Origin of the sequence: Nostoc sp. CENA543, assembly GCF_002896875.1 — a bacterium.
Taxonomy (GTDB): Bacteria; Cyanobacteriota; Cyanobacteriia; order Cyanobacteriales; family Nostocaceae; genus Trichormus.
This window is the reverse complement of record NZ_CP023278.1, coordinates 4262699-4281000: the sequence shown is the minus strand read 5'-3', so window position 1 is coordinate 4281000 and position 18302 is coordinate 4262699. Positions and strand designations below refer to the sequence as shown.

Annotated in this window: 15 protein-coding genes; 5 read left to right on the top strand and 10 right to left on the bottom strand. The window is 40.3% G+C overall.

What is annotated here, in order from left to right:
* Positions 1 to 156: 156 nt before the first annotated feature.
* Entirely contained in the window at positions 157 to 1800 is a 1644-nt protein-coding gene (locus CLI64_RS17640; protein WP_103138426.1) for an AarF/ABC1/UbiB kinase family protein, read from the bottom strand.
* 164 nt (positions 1801 to 1964) lie between these two features.
* On the bottom strand, positions 1965 to 3029 hold the full coding sequence (locus CLI64_RS17635; protein WP_103138425.1) for a mannose-1-phosphate guanylyltransferase: 1065 nt from the start codon (positions 3027 to 3029) through the stop codon (positions 1965 to 1967).
* Positions 3030 to 3144: 115 nt separating this feature from the next.
* Here CLI64_RS17635 and CLI64_RS17630 point away from each other — a divergent pair, with 115 nt between their 5' ends.
* Positions 3145 to 4650 carry an LCP family protein gene (locus tag CLI64_RS17630; protein WP_103138424.1) on the top strand — a complete coding sequence of 502 codons (1506 nt, stop codon included), beginning with the start codon at positions 3145 to 3147 and terminating at the stop codon, positions 4648 to 4650.
* A gap of 168 nt (positions 4651 to 4818) precedes the next feature.
* Complete coding sequence (locus CLI64_RS17625) at positions 4819 to 5325, top strand: pentapeptide repeat-containing protein (RefSeq protein WP_103138423.1); 507 nt, start codon at positions 4819 to 4821, stop codon at positions 5323 to 5325.
* Positions 5326 to 5399: 74 nt separating this feature from the next.
* Here CLI64_RS17625 and CLI64_RS17620 read toward each other — a convergent pair whose 3' ends face one another.
* Positions 5400 to 8933 (bottom strand): GAF domain-containing protein, encoded by a 3534-nt coding sequence (locus CLI64_RS17620; RefSeq protein WP_103138422.1) that lies wholly within the window; start codon positions 8931 to 8933, stop codon positions 5400 to 5402.
* 269 nt (positions 8934 to 9202) lie between these two features.
* On the opposite strand from CLI64_RS17620, the gene murJ reads away from it, so the two are divergent.
* A complete protein-coding gene (gene murJ / locus CLI64_RS17615; protein ID WP_103138421.1) occupies positions 9203 to 10807 on the top strand; it encodes a murein biosynthesis integral membrane protein MurJ in 1605 nt (534 codons plus the stop codon).
* Positions 10808 to 10996: 189 nt separating this feature from the next.
* On the opposite strand, the gene CLI64_RS17610 is transcribed toward murJ, so the two are convergent.
* The 4 genes from CLI64_RS17610 to petJ form a co-directional block, all read right to left on the bottom strand.
* Positions 10997 to 11281, bottom strand: coding sequence for a hypothetical protein (locus tag CLI64_RS17610; protein ID WP_103138420.1), 285 nt, complete (start codon positions 11279 to 11281; stop codon positions 10997 to 10999).
* Between the two features lie 6 nt (positions 11282 to 11287).
* Positions 11288 to 11728, bottom strand: coding sequence for a VOC family protein (locus CLI64_RS17605; RefSeq protein WP_103138419.1), 441 nt, complete (start codon positions 11726 to 11728; stop codon positions 11288 to 11290).
* Positions 11729 to 11757: 29 nt separating this feature from the next.
* Positions 11758 to 12777, bottom strand: coding sequence for an aldo/keto reductase (locus tag CLI64_RS17600; protein WP_103138418.1), 1020 nt, complete (start codon positions 12775 to 12777; stop codon positions 11758 to 11760).
* Positions 12778 to 12932: 155 nt separating this feature from the next.
* The gene (petJ, locus tag CLI64_RS17595) at positions 12933 to 13235 is read right to left on the bottom strand and encodes a cytochrome c6 PetJ (RefSeq protein WP_192881740.1); all 303 of its coding nucleotides are present in this window, start codon (positions 13233 to 13235) and stop codon (positions 12933 to 12935) included.
* Positions 13236 to 13503: 268 nt separating this feature from the next.
* On the opposite strand from petJ, the gene CLI64_RS17590 reads away from it, so the two are divergent.
* Positions 13504 to 14304, top strand: a complete 801-nt coding sequence (locus CLI64_RS17590) for a histidine kinase (protein ID WP_103138416.1) — start codon at positions 13504 to 13506, stop codon at positions 14302 to 14304.
* A 95-nt stretch (positions 14305 to 14399) separates the two neighbouring features.
* Here the strand turns inward: CLI64_RS17590 and CLI64_RS17585 are convergent, their stop codons facing one another.
* The 3 genes from CLI64_RS17585 to CLI64_RS17575 form a co-directional block, all read right to left on the bottom strand.
* Complete coding sequence (locus CLI64_RS17585; RefSeq protein WP_103138415.1) at positions 14400 to 14591, bottom strand: YqaE/Pmp3 family membrane protein; 192 nt, start codon at positions 14589 to 14591, stop codon at positions 14400 to 14402.
* Between the two features lie 110 nt (positions 14592 to 14701).
* Entirely contained in the window at positions 14702 to 15097 is a 396-nt protein-coding gene (locus tag CLI64_RS17580; RefSeq protein WP_103138414.1) for a phage holin family protein, read from the bottom strand.
* Between the two features lie 263 nt (positions 15098 to 15360).
* The gene (locus tag CLI64_RS17575) at positions 15361 to 17523 is read right to left on the bottom strand and encodes a Tex family protein (protein WP_103138413.1); all 2163 of its coding nucleotides are present in this window, start codon (positions 17521 to 17523) and stop codon (positions 15361 to 15363) included.
* 239 nt (positions 17524 to 17762) lie between these two features.
* Here CLI64_RS17575 and CLI64_RS17570 point away from each other — a divergent pair, with 239 nt between their 5' ends.
* Entirely contained in the window at positions 17763 to 17972 is a 210-nt protein-coding gene (locus CLI64_RS17570; protein WP_103138412.1) for a hypothetical protein, read from the top strand.
* Positions 17973 to 18302 lie beyond the last annotated feature (330 nt).

Below are 18302 nucleotides of genomic sequence, written 5' to 3'. Positions count from 1 at the left end.
GGAATGGGGAATCGGGAATCGCGAATCGGGCATTGGGAATGGGGAATGGGGAATCGGGAATCGCGAATCGGGCATTGGGAATGGGGAATCGGGAATCGGGAATCGCGAATCGGGAACAGATTATGTTTATGCCCAATGCCCAATGCCCAATGCCCCTTATCTCAAACGCCCCGATCGCAAGATACTAATAATTAGCCACAATCCTAATAAGCTGGCGACGGCAAATAACACACTACTAATAAAAGATAGCTGTGTGGTTTGGGCTTTAGTGGAAATAATTGCTGCCCCCATAATCAGTGAACCTACGAGGATGCTAAAGGATAAGCGGTTAGCAGCATCGTCCATTGTGCGGCGGACACCATCTAAACCATGTAGAGAAAGATTCCATCGCAAAGTTTCCGATGTGACTCGATCTAATAACAGTTCGATTTGTCGGGGAGATTGTAGCGACAGGCTTTTAATATCTAAGGCGGTTCTGAGGAGCGATCGCACTGGATTATCGCCTAATAATTGCCGTCGAAACAAGTCTGTAATTAAAGGCTGAATTTCTTCAAATAAATTTACTTCTGGATTAAAGGTACGGGCTACCCCTTCTAAATTTGCCAAAGTTTTGGCATACAAGCCCATGTTACCGGGTAAGCGAATTTTATTATTACGAGCAACTTGCAAAATTTCATAAAAGATTTGACTAAAATTCATCTCCGTCAAACTGACGTTGTAATACTTCCGCAGCATCCGGTCATAATCGCTTTCTAGGCGCGATAAAATTACTGGTTGTGCGGAATCGGCCAGTTGTAAAGTCAGTTGAGCGCATCTTCCCGCATCTAAATCGACAATAGCCAATAGCATTTCCGTCAAAATTTGCTGAGTGCGGGGATCAAGCCTACCCACCATCCCACAATCTAACAACGCTACGCGCCCATCAGTCAGATAAAAAATATTCCCAGGATGGGGATCAGCATGAAAAAAGCCATCAACATATAACTGCTGAAAAAAGGCACGAAATAATAGTGTAGTAACGGCATTACGTTCTGCCACTGGGTCTTTACCGTTAATGCTGCTTAATTGGGCTGAGAGTATTGGTACTCCGTCTAGCCACTCCATCACCATTAATTTTTCTGTAGTCAGATGCCAATAAATTTCCGCAACGACAATTTTTTGCGGTTCATACCAACGACTGTGCGATAAATTACGTCGCAGTTGGTCTGTGAAACCAGCTTCCCTGGTAAAATCTAATTCAGCCTCTAGGGCTTTAGTGAATTCTTCGGCGATTGATTTGATTTCATAATTCTGCCCAAAATCAGTACGCGCCACCAAATCAGCAATCCCTTGAATCAGGGCAATATCTTGGACAATCGTAATATCTATTCCTGGTCGCTGGACTTTTAATGCCACTTCCCGACCATCAATTAACGTAGCGCGATGGGTTTGGGCAATTGATCCCGCCGCTACTGCCACAGGATTGATGTATTTGAAAGTTTCTTCTAAAGGGCGTTTGAGTTGCTGACGAATGACGATTTCCACTTCTGCCCAAGGTACGGGCGGTACTTCGTTTTGTAAAGTGGAAAGTTCATCAATATAAGCAGCACTCAGTAAATCTGGACGGGTAGACAGTAGCTGACCGAGTTTGACATAAACAGGCCCCAAATCCACCAGAATATTTTTTAACACCGCAGGTGTAGGTAATTGGGGTTCATCAGCTTTACCACCAGTTAGCAACCTCCGCATATAATCCCAGCCATTGCGGAGAACAACTTCAATAATTTCTCTTTGGCGCGGAACAGTGTATGTTAAAAACATTTTGTTTTGGGGATTGGGGACTTATCAATTCAAAATTCAAAATTCAAAATTTAAGAATGATTGGGGATTGGGGATTGGGGACTGGGGAGTGGGCATTAATTTAAATTGCTCTCTGCTCCCTGCCCCCTTGCTCCCTGCCCCCTTGCTTCTTGCTCTCTGCCTCTTCAAAGTAAGTCAGTAAATCGGGGATCGCTTTGTAGGGTTTTGAGGACTTGTTTAATTTCCTGGGTGCGTTCTTTGTTAACAATGAGGGTGACATTGCGATCGCGTACAATCACCACATCCTCTAACCCAATAGTAACAACTACATCCTCTGGGTTAGTAGCATAAATAATTGCGCCTTGTGTATCTAGACCTACATGGGTAGCCAGTTCAACGTTAGGATTGTCTGGTTTTTTCAGTAGTCTTTCGATAGCGTTCCAATCACCCAAGTCATCCCACCCAAATTCTGCCGGTAAAACATATGCTAAATTAGTTTTTTCCATGAGTGCATAGTCTATACTTTTTTTCGGCAATTGGGGATAGACATCAACGCCTTTTTGTGCTATTTGTTCAATAATTTCTGGTGCATGGGTATACAGTTCCTTGAGAACAACACCAGCCCGAAAGACGAACATACCGCTATTCCAGCTAAATCGTCCTGTAGACAGAAATGTCTGGGCTGTTTCACGGTCTGGCTTTTCAGTAAAGCGGTTGACGTGATAAGCTGGCAACTCATTAAAGCTACCAATTTTTTCGCCTTGTTCAATGTAGCCGTAACCAGTTGATGGAAAGGTAGGCTTAATCCCTAATGTGACAATAGCTGGAGTGCTTGCCGCTAGTTGAGTAGCCGCATCTAATGTGCGTTTAAATGCCTGTTGGTCAGCTATCCAGTGGTCAGAGGGGAAAAAGCCGATAATAGCGTCGTCTCCGTAACGTTTTTGAATTTCTAAACTTGTCCAAGCAACAGCAGCAGCAGTGTCTCTACCTTGCGGTTCTACCAACAGGTTTGGAGGTGGCAATTCTGGTAATTGCTGTAGTATACCTGTAGCTAGCTGGCTAGAAGTAATTACCCATAAATCCTGCCAACTGCCTGCAACATCAATTAGTCGTTCGGCAGTTGCCTGTAATAGACTTCTAGAGCTACCATCAAGACTTAAAAATTGTTTGGGTCGGTCTTGCCGACTCAAAGGCCAAAAACGTTCACCTTTACCACCTGCCAGGATGACTGGGAACAAAGAACTACTCATGTTGTCATACGACCTACGCTAGAACATTTCAAGTTTACAGTGCAGTCTGACACTGGCAAGTTTGGTGGCTTGGATTAACATAAATTTTAGGGAGTGGTTGAGTGGGGAGATAATTGTGATTAAACAGGTTCAATGGTCAGAAGATCAGGTTACACCTCAACAGATACCAGATTTAGAGCTTGGGGTAAAACCTGGGCAACTACAACGTATCGATAATCAAGTTCTAGCGCAATCAGCAACAGACCAAGAAATAACAACACAAGAACAAGCAGCTAGCAGTTCTCGTAATGTTGTAGAGTCTGTAGGAGCGATTCCCAATGAGCTGTATGAGCGATTGGGCTTATCCATGCCGCGCTGGTTACTGTGGATTTTGACAGCCGTATTAGGGATCATCATGTCTGGGCTGTTAGTATCCACCTTGGCTTTATGGACTCCTTTATGGAGTAACTTAGACCGTACCGATGAAGAATTGGGATTTTCCGGTCAAAATGAACAGAAGATGCCCTTACCTGGGGAACTATGGAGCAAAATTTCCCAGTATCAGATATCCAAACCAATGAATATTCTGATTATGGGAATTGAACCAGTCAAAGGTGCTGTGGATGGCTCACCGGAAAGTTTTTCTGGCAATAGCGATACCATGCTGCTGACTAGAATCAACCCCAACAGTAAAACTATGCGGGTACTGTCGATTCCCAGCGACACAATGATTGCTATCCCAGAACAGGGATTAACCAGAGTGGCAGAGGCAAATGCCAAAGGCGGGCCAGTGTTAGCCGCACGGACTGTCAGCCGGACTCTGAATAATGCCCGAATTGACCGCTATATTCGCCTTTCTACGAGTGGATTACGGCAATTAGTCGATCAATTAGGTGGGGTAGAAGTTTTTGTCCCCAAAGCTATGACTTATCAAGATCCAGTAAGTGGATCAACTGTCAGTTTAGTTAGTGGTTGGCAAACTCTCAATGGCGAACAAGCAGAATTATTTGCTCGTTACCGAGAAGCAGGATTAGGGGATTTACCCAGAGTGCAAAGACAACAAGCACTAGTAACAGCAGTGTTGCAAAGGCTTAACAGTCCCACGGTTTTACCGAGATTGCCCCAATTAACCCGCCTGATGCGGAAATATTTCGATACCAATTTGAAGATCGAAGAAATGATGGCGTTGGTGAATTTTTCCGTCAATTTAGAACGGGATAATTTCCAAATGACTATGTTACCTGGTACATTCAGCAAATTTAGTAAAGATCCCCATAGCTATTGGCTGAATTTGAACGGACAGCAAAATTTATTGAATAATTATGTAGGGGTAGATATACCTGGTCTAAAGCCAGATTCACGACCAGTATCTAAGCTCAAAATTGCTATTCAAAATGCTTCCAATCAACCCCAGTTAACTGAAAAAGCTATTGCTTACTTGAAACAAAAAGGTTTTACAAATATTTACACTATTCCAGCTTGGCCTGACACCCAACGTCAAACACAAATTATTGTACAGAAGGGCGATCGCTCGGCAGGAGTTAACCTACAGAAAATCTTAGGATTGGGTTTAGTTGAAGTTAAATCCACAGGGGATTTAGAATCAGATATCACAATCCGCATCGGCAAGGATTGGAAGTAGTCAATAGTCAATAGTCAATAGTCAATAGTCAATAGTGAGCTAGCAGGTATCTTTTTGATGTTATTCACTATGACTGACTATTTTTTATGAAGGAATGATAGAAAAGTAGCTGTCAGGGTGACTGGTTGTTGCTTTTGACTTTTGACTATTCATGAGATTTGTAAAGTTATGAAAAAGTTCTTGCTGAGATTATTAAGTTTGATTGTAATCTTGCTGCTGGCTTGGTTTTGGCTCATCATCAATCCCAAGCCAGCTTTTGCTCAACTTAGTACAATTAACTACAACAACACTAATCTAGAAAATCGTGATTTTACTAACACTGATTTAGCAGGTGTAACTTTTGTCGCAGCAGAAATGCGGGGTACAAATTTTCAAGGCGCAAATTTAACTAATGCTATTTTGACTAAGGGCGTTTTATTAAAAGCTAATTTAGAAAATGCAAATTTAACAGGTGCTTTGGTAGATCGGGTGACTTTAGACGGTGCAAATTTGAAAAATGCCATTTTTACCGAATCGACTTTAACTCGCAGCCGTTTTTATGACGCTGATATTACTGGGGCTGATTTTACAGACGCAATTATCGACCGTTATCAAGTATCTTTACTGTGCGAAAGAGCCGATGGAGTCAATTCTGTTACGGGTATTTCCACAAGAGAAAGTTTAGGATGTCGATAAATAAGAGGTTTGTAGTGAGGACTTCAGTCCTCATCTCAGGACTAAAGTCCTTACTACAAACTATTTTTATATGTTTACTTGCTATTGGTGTGGGGAAGTTCAATAATAAATTCTGTTCCTTCTCCTGGGGTAGAAAAACATCTGATATTACCAGAGTGTTTCTCTACAATTATTTGATAACTAATAGACAAACCTAAACCTGTTCCCTTACCCGGTTCTTTGGTAGTAAAGAAAGGGTCGAAGATTTTATCAACTAGTTCTTGTGCTATTCCAAAAGCGTTGTCAGCGATTTTAATAATAATTTTTTGTTCTACAATTTTTGTGCTGATCCAAATAGTTAAAGGGACTGTAGGACAGGGCTTTGATGCTTTTAAACTTCTTTGCCAAATATTGGTAAATTTTTCTTCTAATGCGTCGATGCTATTGCAAATCAAGTTCATAAACACCTGATTTAGTTGTGCTGGATAGCATTCAACTAAAGGCAAATTAACATAGTCTTTGATCACCTCTATGGCAGGACGTTGGTTATTATCTTTGAGGCGATGTCCTAAAATGAGCAAGGTACTATCCAAACCTTCATGAATATCCACTGATTTTAATTCGGCTTCATCGGTACGAGAGAAAGTTCTTAAGGACAGGACAATTTGCAGAATCCGATCTGCACCCATTTTCATAGAATCGAGTGTTTTAGGTAAATCATCAATGATAAATTCTAAATCCATGTTTTTTGTTGCTGCTTGGATGTCGGGAAACTGTGATTCATATTGACGATACATCTGCAAAACATGGAAAATATTTTCAATATATTCATTCAGGTGAGTCAGATTGCCAGAAATGAAATTGACAGGATTGTTGATTTCGTGAGCAACTCCCGCTAATAATTGTCCCAGACCTGCCATTTTCTCTCCCTGAATTAATCGAGCTTGGGTCTGTTTTAATTCATATAAAGCTTGAGTCAGTTCTAGGGTTTGACGTTTGGTTTGTTCAAGTAATTCTGCTTGTTGAATGGCAATGCCTAACTGTACACCTACTTGAGCTAATAAGTTAATTTCTTCATCTTTCCAGTAGCGGGCTTGAGAGTGTTGATAAGCTACTAATAATCCCCATAATTTTTCTCCTTGGCGAATGGGAACAAAAGTTTCATTGCGGGGTAATTTATCATCTTCATCTGTATCTTCAAAGATTTCTAGAACAATTGGTTGTACTTTTGTTGCAGGTTTCCAGCCATCTTTGAAGGAATCAGCCACAAATTTACCACTCCAATCAGAGTTAAAACGGTATATAGCGACTCGTTCGACTTCTAACAACTCACGGACAGCTTGAGTAGTGGTTTTAAAGATGGTTTTGATATCAAGAGATTGACGAATTTTATCAATGGTTGCAGCTAATAATTTTTGCCGCTCCATTGATTTTTCCCGCTCGTTAGCTTCTGCTAGTTGAACGGCTTGGATTTGTACTTGTTTTAAATAAGAATCTTGTTTTAAGGCGACTCCTAGTTGTTCAGCTATTTGGCTAACAAATTCAATTTCTGAGGGTTGCCAGTGGCGAGGAAGTTTACATTGGTGAATACAGAGTAATCCCCAAAGTTCACCTGCTTTTAAAAGTGGTGCAACTAGATTGGCACGTATTTGAAATCGTTCGAGAATTTGGATGTAGCAGGCTGGAAAATTGCCTTGGTGGATGTCCGCGATCGCATTGACTCGACCTTGAGCGTAAAGTAATGCAAAATTTTTACCAAAGCAGTAGTCATAAACTTTTTCGGCGATCGCTGAATTCCAACCATCAGCTACATCTTCATAGATAAATTCCCCTTCCCAATCTGTTTGGGGTTCAAAACGGAAGACTCCCACACGGTCAGCTTGTAGTAGTTGCCGCACCTCAGTAACGGAAGTTTGCAGAATCGTTTCTAAATCCAGAGATTCTCGAATGCGTGTAATGACGCTGGTTAAGGTCTTTTGTTGTTCTGCTTGGTATTGAGCTGCTAATAAAAGTTGGTTATGTTGTAGGGCTACTCCTAAGTTTTCTGCTATTTGACTGACAAATTCAATTTCCGAAGACTGCCAAATTCTGGGGTGATGACATTGATGTACACATAATAGGCCCCATAAATTACCCTGTTTGAGCAGTGGTACTACTAAATTAGCTCTGACTTGAAATTGACCTAGAATCTGAGCATGACACTTACTTAGACCTGCGTCATGAATGTCAGCAACAGCCTGTACTCGACCTTGTTGATAAAAGGCTGCAAATTGCTCTCCAAAACAGTGGTCATGGATTTTGGCAGCTATAACCGAATCCCAACCAATAGCGACATCTTCAGAAATAAATTCTCCCGTCCAGTCTTGTTGGGGATCGAAATGAAAAATTGCTACTCTGTCGGCTTGTAGCATTTGTCGGACTTCGGTAACTGTAGTCTGAAAGATTGTCTCTAAATCTAAAGATTGGCGAATGCGCGTAATGACGCTGGTTAAGGTCTTTTGTTGTTCTGCTTGGTTGTGAGCTTGTGCTAGTAACTCGTGGTGACGCAAAGCTAGACCAATTTGCGTGCCGATTTTACTTAAGGACTCTACTTCATAGGCTTGCCACTGTCTGGGTGCAGAATTTTGGTAAACGGCGATGACACCCCAGAGTTGATCGCCTTGAAGAATGGGAGCAGTAGCAAAAGCTTTTGCCTGAAATTGTTCTAATAAGAGAATATGACATTCACTTAATCCCGCTTGATAAATGTCGTTAGCGGTAAATGTCTGATTTTGAGCGTAACGTCCGCCGTGGTTTTGTTGTAAGTAGGTATCATTAATTACAGGTTGCACATCTACTAGAGGTGTCCAACCTTCAGCGAAAGATTCAGCGACAAAGTTACCACTCCAATCAGAATTAAAGCGAAATATGGCAACTCGGTCAGCTTGGAGTAACTGCCGAATTTCGTGAGTTGTGCTTTGAAAAATAGTTTCAATGTCTAGAGGTGTGCGAATTTGATCAACAATTTGAGAAATTACTTGGTCTCGTTGGGCTGCTTGTGCTAATTTTACGGCTTGCAATTGGACTTCTTGGAGATGTTTGGCTTGTTGAATGGCAATGGTGAGGTGGTCAGCGATTTGGCGGATAAATTCAATCTCTGAATCTTGCCATTGACGAGCTTCCTGACAATGATGAATACAAATTAATCCCCATAGTTCTTGATCTCTTAATAAAGGAACAATGAGGTTAGCGCGTACTTGAAATTTACTGAGTATTTCTACATGACAATTACTTAATCCGGCAGCGTAAATATCTGCAACTGCTTGCACTCTTCCCTGTTGATAATAAGCCGCAAATTTTTCACCAAAACAGTGATCGTAGACTTTGGCTGACATAGCGGATAGCCAATCAGGGGCAACATCTTCAGCAATAAATTCCCCCTCCCAGTCTCGTGCAGGATCAAATTGAAAAACAGCAACCCGATCAGTATTCAACAATTGACGCACTTCTTGAACAGTAATTTTGAGAATTGTTTCTAAATCCAGAGATTCCCGAATTCTGCCAATCACCCTGGCTAGGGTTTTTTGTTGTTCTAGTTGTTCTTGTAGTTGAGTGCTGGATAATAAAATTTGATTCGCAGGCAGTCCCATAGTCGCAAGTTTTGTTGATTTGATAGTTGATATTTTTTATACCAAATTTTTGTGAAATCAAGCAAAAATACTGATTTAATGATTGATGGAGATGCAATGAATTATTTCCCCCTGAACAGGGGCTACTTTATATTTCCCATTTTTGTCCATTAATTCTATGTTGATATGCAATGTTTGCCATGATCACTTAAAATTAGCCTGACAGACTGCCAACTTTCCGGTTAAATTTACTCAGGTATGCAGTCTGCAAAAGTTGTCGGGTATTATTTGTGACTAATCAAGACCAAAAACCTTCTCGTTCTTTCGCTGGGATTGCTGGCATTGTGGCCGCAGCCACGTTAATTAGTAAAGTATTCGGTTTAATCAGACAGCAGGCGATCGCAGCTGCTTTTGGTGTGGGTGCGGCCGCTACTGCTTATAGTTACGCCTATGTGATTCCGGGGTTTTTATTAGTCTTACTAGGAGGGGTGAACGGGCCGTTACATAGCGCGATTATCAGCGTTTTAGCCAAGCGTAAGCAAGAAGAAGCCGCCCCTTTAGTAGAGACAGTGACTACTTTGGTGGGGGGTTTGTTGTTACTGGTGACAGTAGCGCAGATTTTCTTGGCGGATACTGTGATTGATATTGTTGGTTATGGTTTGGATGCGAAAACGAGAGCGATCGCCATTCAACAGTTGCAAATTATGGCCCCGATGGCTTTATTTTCTGGGTTAATTGGTATCGGTTTTGGGACTCTCAACGCTGCTAATCAATACTGGCTACTCTCTATTAGTCCCCTGTTATCGAGTGTAACGGTAGTAATTGGGATTGCGGTACTGGCTTTGCAATATGGCAAAGACATTATCAAGCCAGAATACGCTGTGATTGGTGGAATGGTTTTGGCTTGGGGAACTCTAGCCGGGGCAATTCTTCAGTGGTTAGTCCAGTTAGTTGTGCAGTGGCGTTTAGGACTCGGTAAATTAAGGCTGAGGTTTGATTTTAAATCCCCTGGAGTGCAGGAAGTAATCAAAATCATGACCCCTGCTACGATTTCTTCGGGGATGATGCCGATTAATGTGGCGACTGACTTGTATTTTGCTAGCCCCATTCAAGGGGCGGCGGCTGGTTTTAACTATGCCAATTTGCTAGTACAAACACCTTTAGGTATTATTTCTAACATTATTTTATTGCCCCTATTACCGATTTTCGCGAAGCTTGCCGAACCAGAAAACTGGCCAGACTTGAAATTACGCATTCGTCAGGGATTATTACTCACTGCTGTGACGATGTTACCGTTAGGGGCGTTAATGGTGGCGTTGTCTGTGCCGATTGTGCAGATAGTTTATGAACGTGGTGCATTTAAACAAGGGGCTACACAGTTAGTTTCCTCACTACTCATCTCCTATGGTATTGGGATGTTCGTCTATCTGGGAAGGGATGTTTTGGTGCGGGTATTTTACGCATTGGGCGATGGACAGACACCTTTCCGTATCAGTACATTTAACATCTTTCTCAATATTGTCCTAGATGGGATTTTCGTGAAACCCTTCGGTGCGCCTGGTTTGGTGTTAGCAACCGTTGGTGTCAATTGTAGCTCCATGTTAATGCTGTTATGGATACTACACCGCCGCTTACATGGTTTGCCTCTACGGGAGTGGAGTTTGCCGATTTTAGGGTTGATTGCTGGTAGTGTAGTGGCGGGAGTTACTAGCTTTGGGGTGTTGGTGGGAACACAGAAACTATTGGGTACACAGGGTTTAATGATTCAAATTTTACAGTTGTGTGTATCTGGTGCAGTGGGGTTAATAGTATTTGGAGTAATTGCCTACCTCATGAAAATCCCAGAAGTCAATAGTTTTACTGTGCGGATGCGTCAACGCTTTTTGAAAAGATGAAACCAATTTGCAATTTGCAACGATGCTCCCGCCCCGCTACGCTAACGCGAATTGCGAATTATTTTAAGGACTTCCAGAAAATAAATTATCCAATTTCTGGATAAGACATCGTTCTTTTTCCCCCTGCACCCTGCCCCCTGCCCCTCTGCCTACACAGTGATAGTATATTTTTTAGCTTGGAAGTCCCCCTTAACCCTGTGCGGGAATGAGGCTGGCGGTTTGAGTGACGCTATCCCAGATTATCCAGTTGTAAGCATCGTCAACATCGGCTTGATTAGTTGTCACCTTAAAGTAAAGTTTGTTTCCGCCTTTGGGTTCAATGGCAAAGTCGGCATTTTGGGCATAAACAACAATAAAACCTCTATCTCTTAAACAATACATCGCCCAAGCTTTCAATGATTGTTTGTGCGGTTCGTGGGGAATTGGTGGTTGTTTAATTACGTCTTCAATTACTTGAAATAACCGTGTTGACATATCTAATTATTGTGGGTCGCAACGAATTTCGATCATAAAACCATCGGGGTCATAAAAATACACACCCCTACCAGTCGGACGACTAACTGGGCCATGAGCAATGTGAATTTGATTTTCTCGCAAAACGGCCACCGCTTGTTCAAATAATTGCGGGTCAATATCGAAGGCGAGGTGATATGCTCTAGTAAAACTTTGTTCTGGGTCTGGATTGGGTGGTGTTAAGTCAGGTGTCCAAAATAGGTCGAGAATTGTACCGTCAGGGGTAATAAAATTTGCCACTTTCCCCTCAGCCACTAGTTCCACTAAAGTAGCTGGAACTTCTTCACCAGTCAATTCATGCAAACCTAAAATAGTCCCGTAAAAATATTGGGATGCTTGCATATCTTTCACATTCAGCGCAATGTGATGCACCTTCCGCAAATTTCCAGTGACCAAAACACTGTTCATAAAGCACCTACATAATTACAAATTACCAACTACCGCCTATATTCATCACCACAATCACCAATTAGCTCATACAAATTGCGTGATTTTTGGGATATGGTATTAATGCGATCGCTATCTTCAGCATCTAATTGAAAACTAAAGACTTTGGCATTATCTTCTAGATGTTCAGCTATTCCTAGTCTGGCACCAACTATCACTCCACCAACGGCTGGTTGATCTAAAATATATCTAACAGCCACGTTAGCAATACTAACTTTATGTTTATCAGCAATTTGTTTGAGAGTATTGAGCAACTCTTGAAATAATTGCCAACCACCCCAAGCATCTATCATATTTTTGTATTTGCGTAAGCTGACTGTAGTTAAATCAAAACTCCGTGCTTCTGGTTTACCCAAATACTTTTCTGATAAAAATCCGCCGCAGAGTGAACCATAAGTAAATAGTTTGATGTCATGTTGTTGACAAAATTTCACCATATTTACTTCAGGACGGCGATCAACTAAAGAAAATTGCACTTGATTAGAGACAATTTTGATCCCAGTTTCTGTAATAATTTGCAGGTGTTCAGTGTCAAAGTTAGTTAATGCTAAATGTTTAATTTTGCCCTCAGTTTGCAGTTCTGCCATATATTTGAGAGCATCTAAGTAATTGCTGTCTCGATATTCCCACCAATGAAACTGCATCAAATCTAGAGATTCTACAGCCATTCTTCTTAGGGAAATTTCAATATTTTCAGTCACGAATTTCTTCGTCATTTTCCCAGGACGAGGAACCCATTTGGTAAAAGCTTGAATTTGAGATAAAGCTGCTTGTCCACGTTTAGCAGCGAACTGACGACGAAATTCTCCAACAAAATCTTCTGCTGGGCCGTAGTGGTCTGCTAAATCCCAAGTTGTAAAACCTGCATCCACATATTGAAACATACTTTCGATGGCAGCTTGAGGATTAATTCTGCCATGTGCGCCAGATACCTGCCACATCCCATTGAGTATCCGACAAATATTTAAGTCAGCAGTAAACTGTAACCGACTTTCTCCGGGTAATTTCATATTTAAATTTTGCTTGTTAACTGTTAATTCTTGACTAAGAGATTTCCAGAAAATAAATTATCCAATTTCCTAGAGCGAATATTTTAATTTTTCCCCATGCTCCCTGCCCCCTGCTTACCACAGCGATGGTATATTTTTTAGTTGGAAGTCCCTAATTACCGCCATCCTTTTTCTGCTTGCTCTAAAACATAAGCAGTAACATTTTGAATTTCTTGCTCAGTCAGGCGGTCTTTGTAAGCTGACATATTATTTTTACCATTAGTTACAATATCTGTAACAGCTTCTATGGAGTCCATACCATATTTTTTGAGTGCCTTTTTTTGTAAGTTCTTACCGCGCCTGACAATGTTACCCCCATTAATATGACAACCAGCGCAATGAACACTGAATATTTCCGCACCATTTGCTGTATCTACTGCATTGACGGGTAACGGAAAATTAAAGGCAATCAATAACATGATAAATACTAATGTAAATATTTTTTTCACAGTTATTATTCCTGTTCATGATCATAACTATTAGCCAGGGATTATTTTCTCATAAATTGGCGATCGCCTGCACTGTTATTCTTAAGACTACTAGCAAATCTAGAATGAAGTTGAGGTTCTGAGTATTTTAACTTCTATCTAAAGGAAGTAGCTACCATCAAATTCCCGCATCATAATATTCTTAGCAGATCGTGTTTAAAGAAGTTTATCCAAATTATCTAAATAGCAAGAATTAAAAATGGCTAATAATATCAAAGATCAAATTCAATCTGATTTGCAGCAAGCAAAAGCAACTGGTCAGTTAAGAACTGAACGTATTCGTGAGATTGTCAAATCAGCAGTTGCTCAAGTAGCTTCTGAGTTCAAAGAAGGTTCTCACGAAATTCGCACACTTGTCAAAGATGCAGTTTCCGCCGTAATTGAAAATCTGCAAGACAAAGGTACTGAATTAAAAGAAGAAGTGACAGCATCAATAGAAGGTGCTATTGAGGGAGTCAACACTAAAAGACATGAGGCTATAGTGAAAACTCAGTCAGAATTGCAAAGACTCCAAGCTCAAATAGATAGCGAAGAGGAAAAGATTCAACAGGATGTTGATGGCATTCTCGCAGAAATTGCTGAAACAGGGAAAGAAAGAACTGCTAATACGAAAAGTGCCATTGATTCTGCCATTGATGCCATCAAAGATAGTGAAGAAGCGGCACTATTAAAGAAACGCTACGCACAATTACAAGCACAACTAGCAATTGTGCGTGCTAATTTAGCTGCACGCTACGGTGGACGCGCTGACGAAGTCAAGCATTATTTAGAGGAAGCTAACAACTGGTATAATCAAGCTCGCCCCCAAGCTGAGGTTTTAGCTACACAGGTAGAGCAGAAGCGATCGCAGTTAGAACTTAAACTAGGTGAAGCTGGTACAGCTATAGCCAGAAAAGAACGTCAAATCAAACAAACATTGCGCGAATTATTACTAGCCACAGCAGATTTATTCAAAGATAAAGAGCCGAACAAACAAGATAAGGAAATAGTTCATAAATAGGTTGTTGACAATCTACTGAGTAATTTCCTATGTTAAAATCCCCGACTTTAAATAAGTCGGGGATTTCAATTCATACCCTACAATGACTCAAAATCTTAGTAAACTCCTCTCTCTGCGTTTAATTGTTCTTCACGTTTAGCAATTACCCAAATTGCATGAATACTACCAGGAAGCCAACCTAAAAGTGTCAGTAAAATATTAATCACTAAGGTCGGCCCTACTCCAACAGTTAGGAAAACACCTAATGGTGGTAGCACTAAACCCAGAATAAAACGTAATAATTTCATAAGTTTGTTGTTAAGTTTCAAGTGGTTTTACATTGTCTCTAACCAACCAAATTAGTTACCGCATCTGAGGAATTATCTTCTTATTTGGTTGACTAAGTTGAAGTGGAGGATTAGCTAGATGGTAATTCGCCTTTAGTATCCACATTAGGATTCAAAGCGAGATTTCTTTCAGCAAAATACTTGCTAATAAATGTATTAGCAAAAGATAAAACAACAGGCCCCAAAATAAAAGCAATCAGTCCGTGAACACTGAAACCAGGAACTAGCGCGGCTGCTAATGAAAAACAAATACCGTTAACTACTAGGGAAAATGCTCCCAGAGTTAAGAAATTGAGGGGTAAAGATAAGGTTGAGAGAACAGGTTTCACTGACCCATTAATTAGACCAATAACTAAAGCGGCAATTAATGCAGCCGGAAAATTAGCAATATTTACACCTGGTACAACTAAATCTACAATTAGTAGACTCAGTGCTGTAGCTAAGGTTATTAAAAAAGTTCCCAGCATTTCGTTACCTTATAGATTTAAAAATGATTTACGACTCCTTCTAGTATCTTTAATTGGTTAAATATATGCCATCTATTACTAGGCAGATTGAGTTTCTGCCAATGGGATGATTTATATGATTGATGTTGAGTATGCTTAAATTTTTGAGATGAGTTGTGAACTCTGCTAAATATTGTTTCACACCTCAAGCTGTGTTCGTTACTAGGCTTGAGGTGAGTATGATGGCACAGTCAATCTAAAATCTAAAATCTAAAATCTAAAATCTAAACTTGATTGACTGCTTTCATGGAAAGACTAATACGCCTTAATTTCTCATTCACTTCTAATACCCGCACTTTTACCACTTGTCCCACTTTGACTACTTTTTTCGGGTCATCAATAAATCTGTCAGCGAGTTGAGAGATATGTACTAAACCATCTTGGTGAACACCAATATCAACAAATGCGCCAAAGTTGGCGACATTAGTAACTATTCCCTCTAGTTCCATTCCCTCTTGTAAATCACTGATTTCTTTAATTCCTTCTTTAAAGGTGGCGTACTTAAATTCTGCACGGGGGTCTCTACCTGGTTTTTCTAATTCTTTGAGAATGTCCCGCAGTGTAGGTTCACCAACTTGCTCATTGACGTATTTCTTTAAGTTGGTCTTTTGCAGTTTTTCAGCAATTTGTGTGACTTGATTTAATGGTACATTTAAGTCAGAAGCGATCGCTTTCACTAGAGGATAACTTTCTGGATGCACGGCTGTATTATCTAAGGGGTTCTCTCCCCCACGAATACGCAAAAATCCAGCCGCTTGTTCAAAGGCTTTCGGCCCTAATTTCGCTACCTTCAATAACTGTTGGCGATTTTTAAACGCTCCGTGTTGATTGCGATAAGCCACAACATTATTAGCAATTGTGGGAGTAATGCCAGAAACAAAAGTTAATAATTCTTTAGAGGCTGTGTTTAAATCTACACCAACATAGTTCACACAACTTTCTACAGTCTCATCTAATTTCTTTTTCAATAACTTTTGATCTACATCATGCTGATATTGTCCCACACCAATTGATTTGGGGTCGATTTTGACTAATTCGGCTAGAGGGTCTTGTAACCGCCGACCAATACTAATAGCACCCCTGACTGTAATATCTAAATCAGGAAACTCTTCAATTGCCACTTTACTAGCAGAATATATAGATGCACCAGACTCATTAACTATGACCTTAATCGGTTTTCGGTCTAGTCTTTGTAAGACTTCCGTGACAAATTCATCTGTTTCACGAGAAGCAGTCCCATTACCAATGGCTATCAATTCAACTTTGTATTTTTCAATCAAATTTTTGAGAGTTTGTGCGGCTTTGTGGCGTTGTTCAACCGCTTGATGGGGAAATATCGCCTGATATTCTAAAAATTTACCAGTTTGTTCCAAAATTGCGACTTTACAACCAGTTCTAAATCCAGGATCTATGGCTAAAGTGGGTTTCATTCCCGCAGGTGCAGATAGTAATAGTTCGCGTAAATTAGCTTCAAAGGTTTTAATAGATTCTATATCTGCATAGGTTTTCTTTTCCGTCATCACTTCCCCGATAAGGGAATTTTTCATCAAGCGATTAAACGCATCTTTTAACATTGCTTGATAAAAATCGCGAATTCCACGCACTTTAGTTTTAATTTCCTGGGATTCTAGATAGGAGAGAACAAAATCTTCCTCAAAGCTAATATCAAAGCTTAATATTCCCTCAGCTTCGCCTCTGCATAAAGCCAACATATTATGAGGCGCGATATTTTTGACTTTAATTTGATAATTCCGGTACATTTCAAATTTAGTCGTACCTTCGGGATAATCATCTTTAATACGGGAGACGAAAACCCCATCTTCTAGGAAATATTCGCGAATATAAGCACGTAAATCCGCTTTTTCTGCTACTTCTTCCGCTAGGATATCAGCCGCACCTTTTAAAGCTTCATCGGCGGTTTTAATTCCGTTAGTTTCCGAAATATATTTTGCGGCTTCTTCTTCCCATGAGGCGGAAATAGGATTTTTGACATTTAAAGCTTTGATAAAATCCGCCAATGGCTGTAAACCTTTCTCTCTAGCGATAGTTGCACGGGTGCGGCGTTTTGGTCGATATGGTAGGTATAAATCCTCAAGTTCTGTTTTTTGTAAGCAAGATGAAATTTTGTTTTCTAACTCGTCGGTTAGTTTACCTTGTTCAGCGATCGCTTTTAAAATTACTGACTTTCTTTCCTCTAATTCTGATAAGTAAGTATACCTATCAGCCAGTTCCCGCAGTTGGATTTCATTCATTTCTCCAGTACGTTCTTTGCGGTAACGTGCAATGAAGGGAACTGTCGCACCCTCAGCCAAAAGTTCTAGCGCGTTTTCTACCTGTTGTGGTCTTAGTTCTAGTTCAGTGGCCAGTAGATGAGGAATGTTGAGCATTACGTATTTGAGGGAAAAATAAAGTCCTAGAGGTAATATGCTAAATCGTTGTGCCAGTAACAGCACTGAATGTTAAGCTAATTTACTATAAGTATTTTGTAAACTTCACAAAATACATAGTTATTTTAAGTAATGTATTGTAAGCTGATCTGCTAAGTTGTAATATTAACCACAAAGAGAAAAATAACTGTCATAAGTTTTATCAAAACTTCACATCTTCGCTGTAGAGGTAAGTAGAAATGCCCTTGTTTTTTTTGATTCCTCTGGCTACAGGTATAGCAACAGGATACATATCCCAAAAATGCCGCGATGAAACCGGCTATATTATCAGTCTGTTTACAATTCTGAGTCTGATTTTGAGCTTGATTTTAGCACCTTGGCAAATACAACTTTTTCTCCTGATTGCTGTTCTAGTCAGCACCAATAGATTTTTAAAACAAAAAAATTAAGAGTTCCTGAGAAAGACTAAAAAATTGCGATCGCTACAAATATAGTCTTTCTCCCAAAACTAGTAAAATATACCTAAAACTAAGAATTATCCCAGACTAAAGCATAGCTTCACTAACTAAGACCCCGTGCTTTCATCACTTCACACCGCAAATCAAAGTCAGTGCAGCACTCCCAATCAAAACTATTGCACCCTTGAAACTATGACATCCATAGGTTGCATAATTCATTTGGCAATCAAAACTTTCATTAGTGCTGAGTAGTGAGTGTTGAGTGCAACCCTATAGCAAAGCGGGAGGATTGAAATAAGGACGTATTTTCTCTTGCGCTAC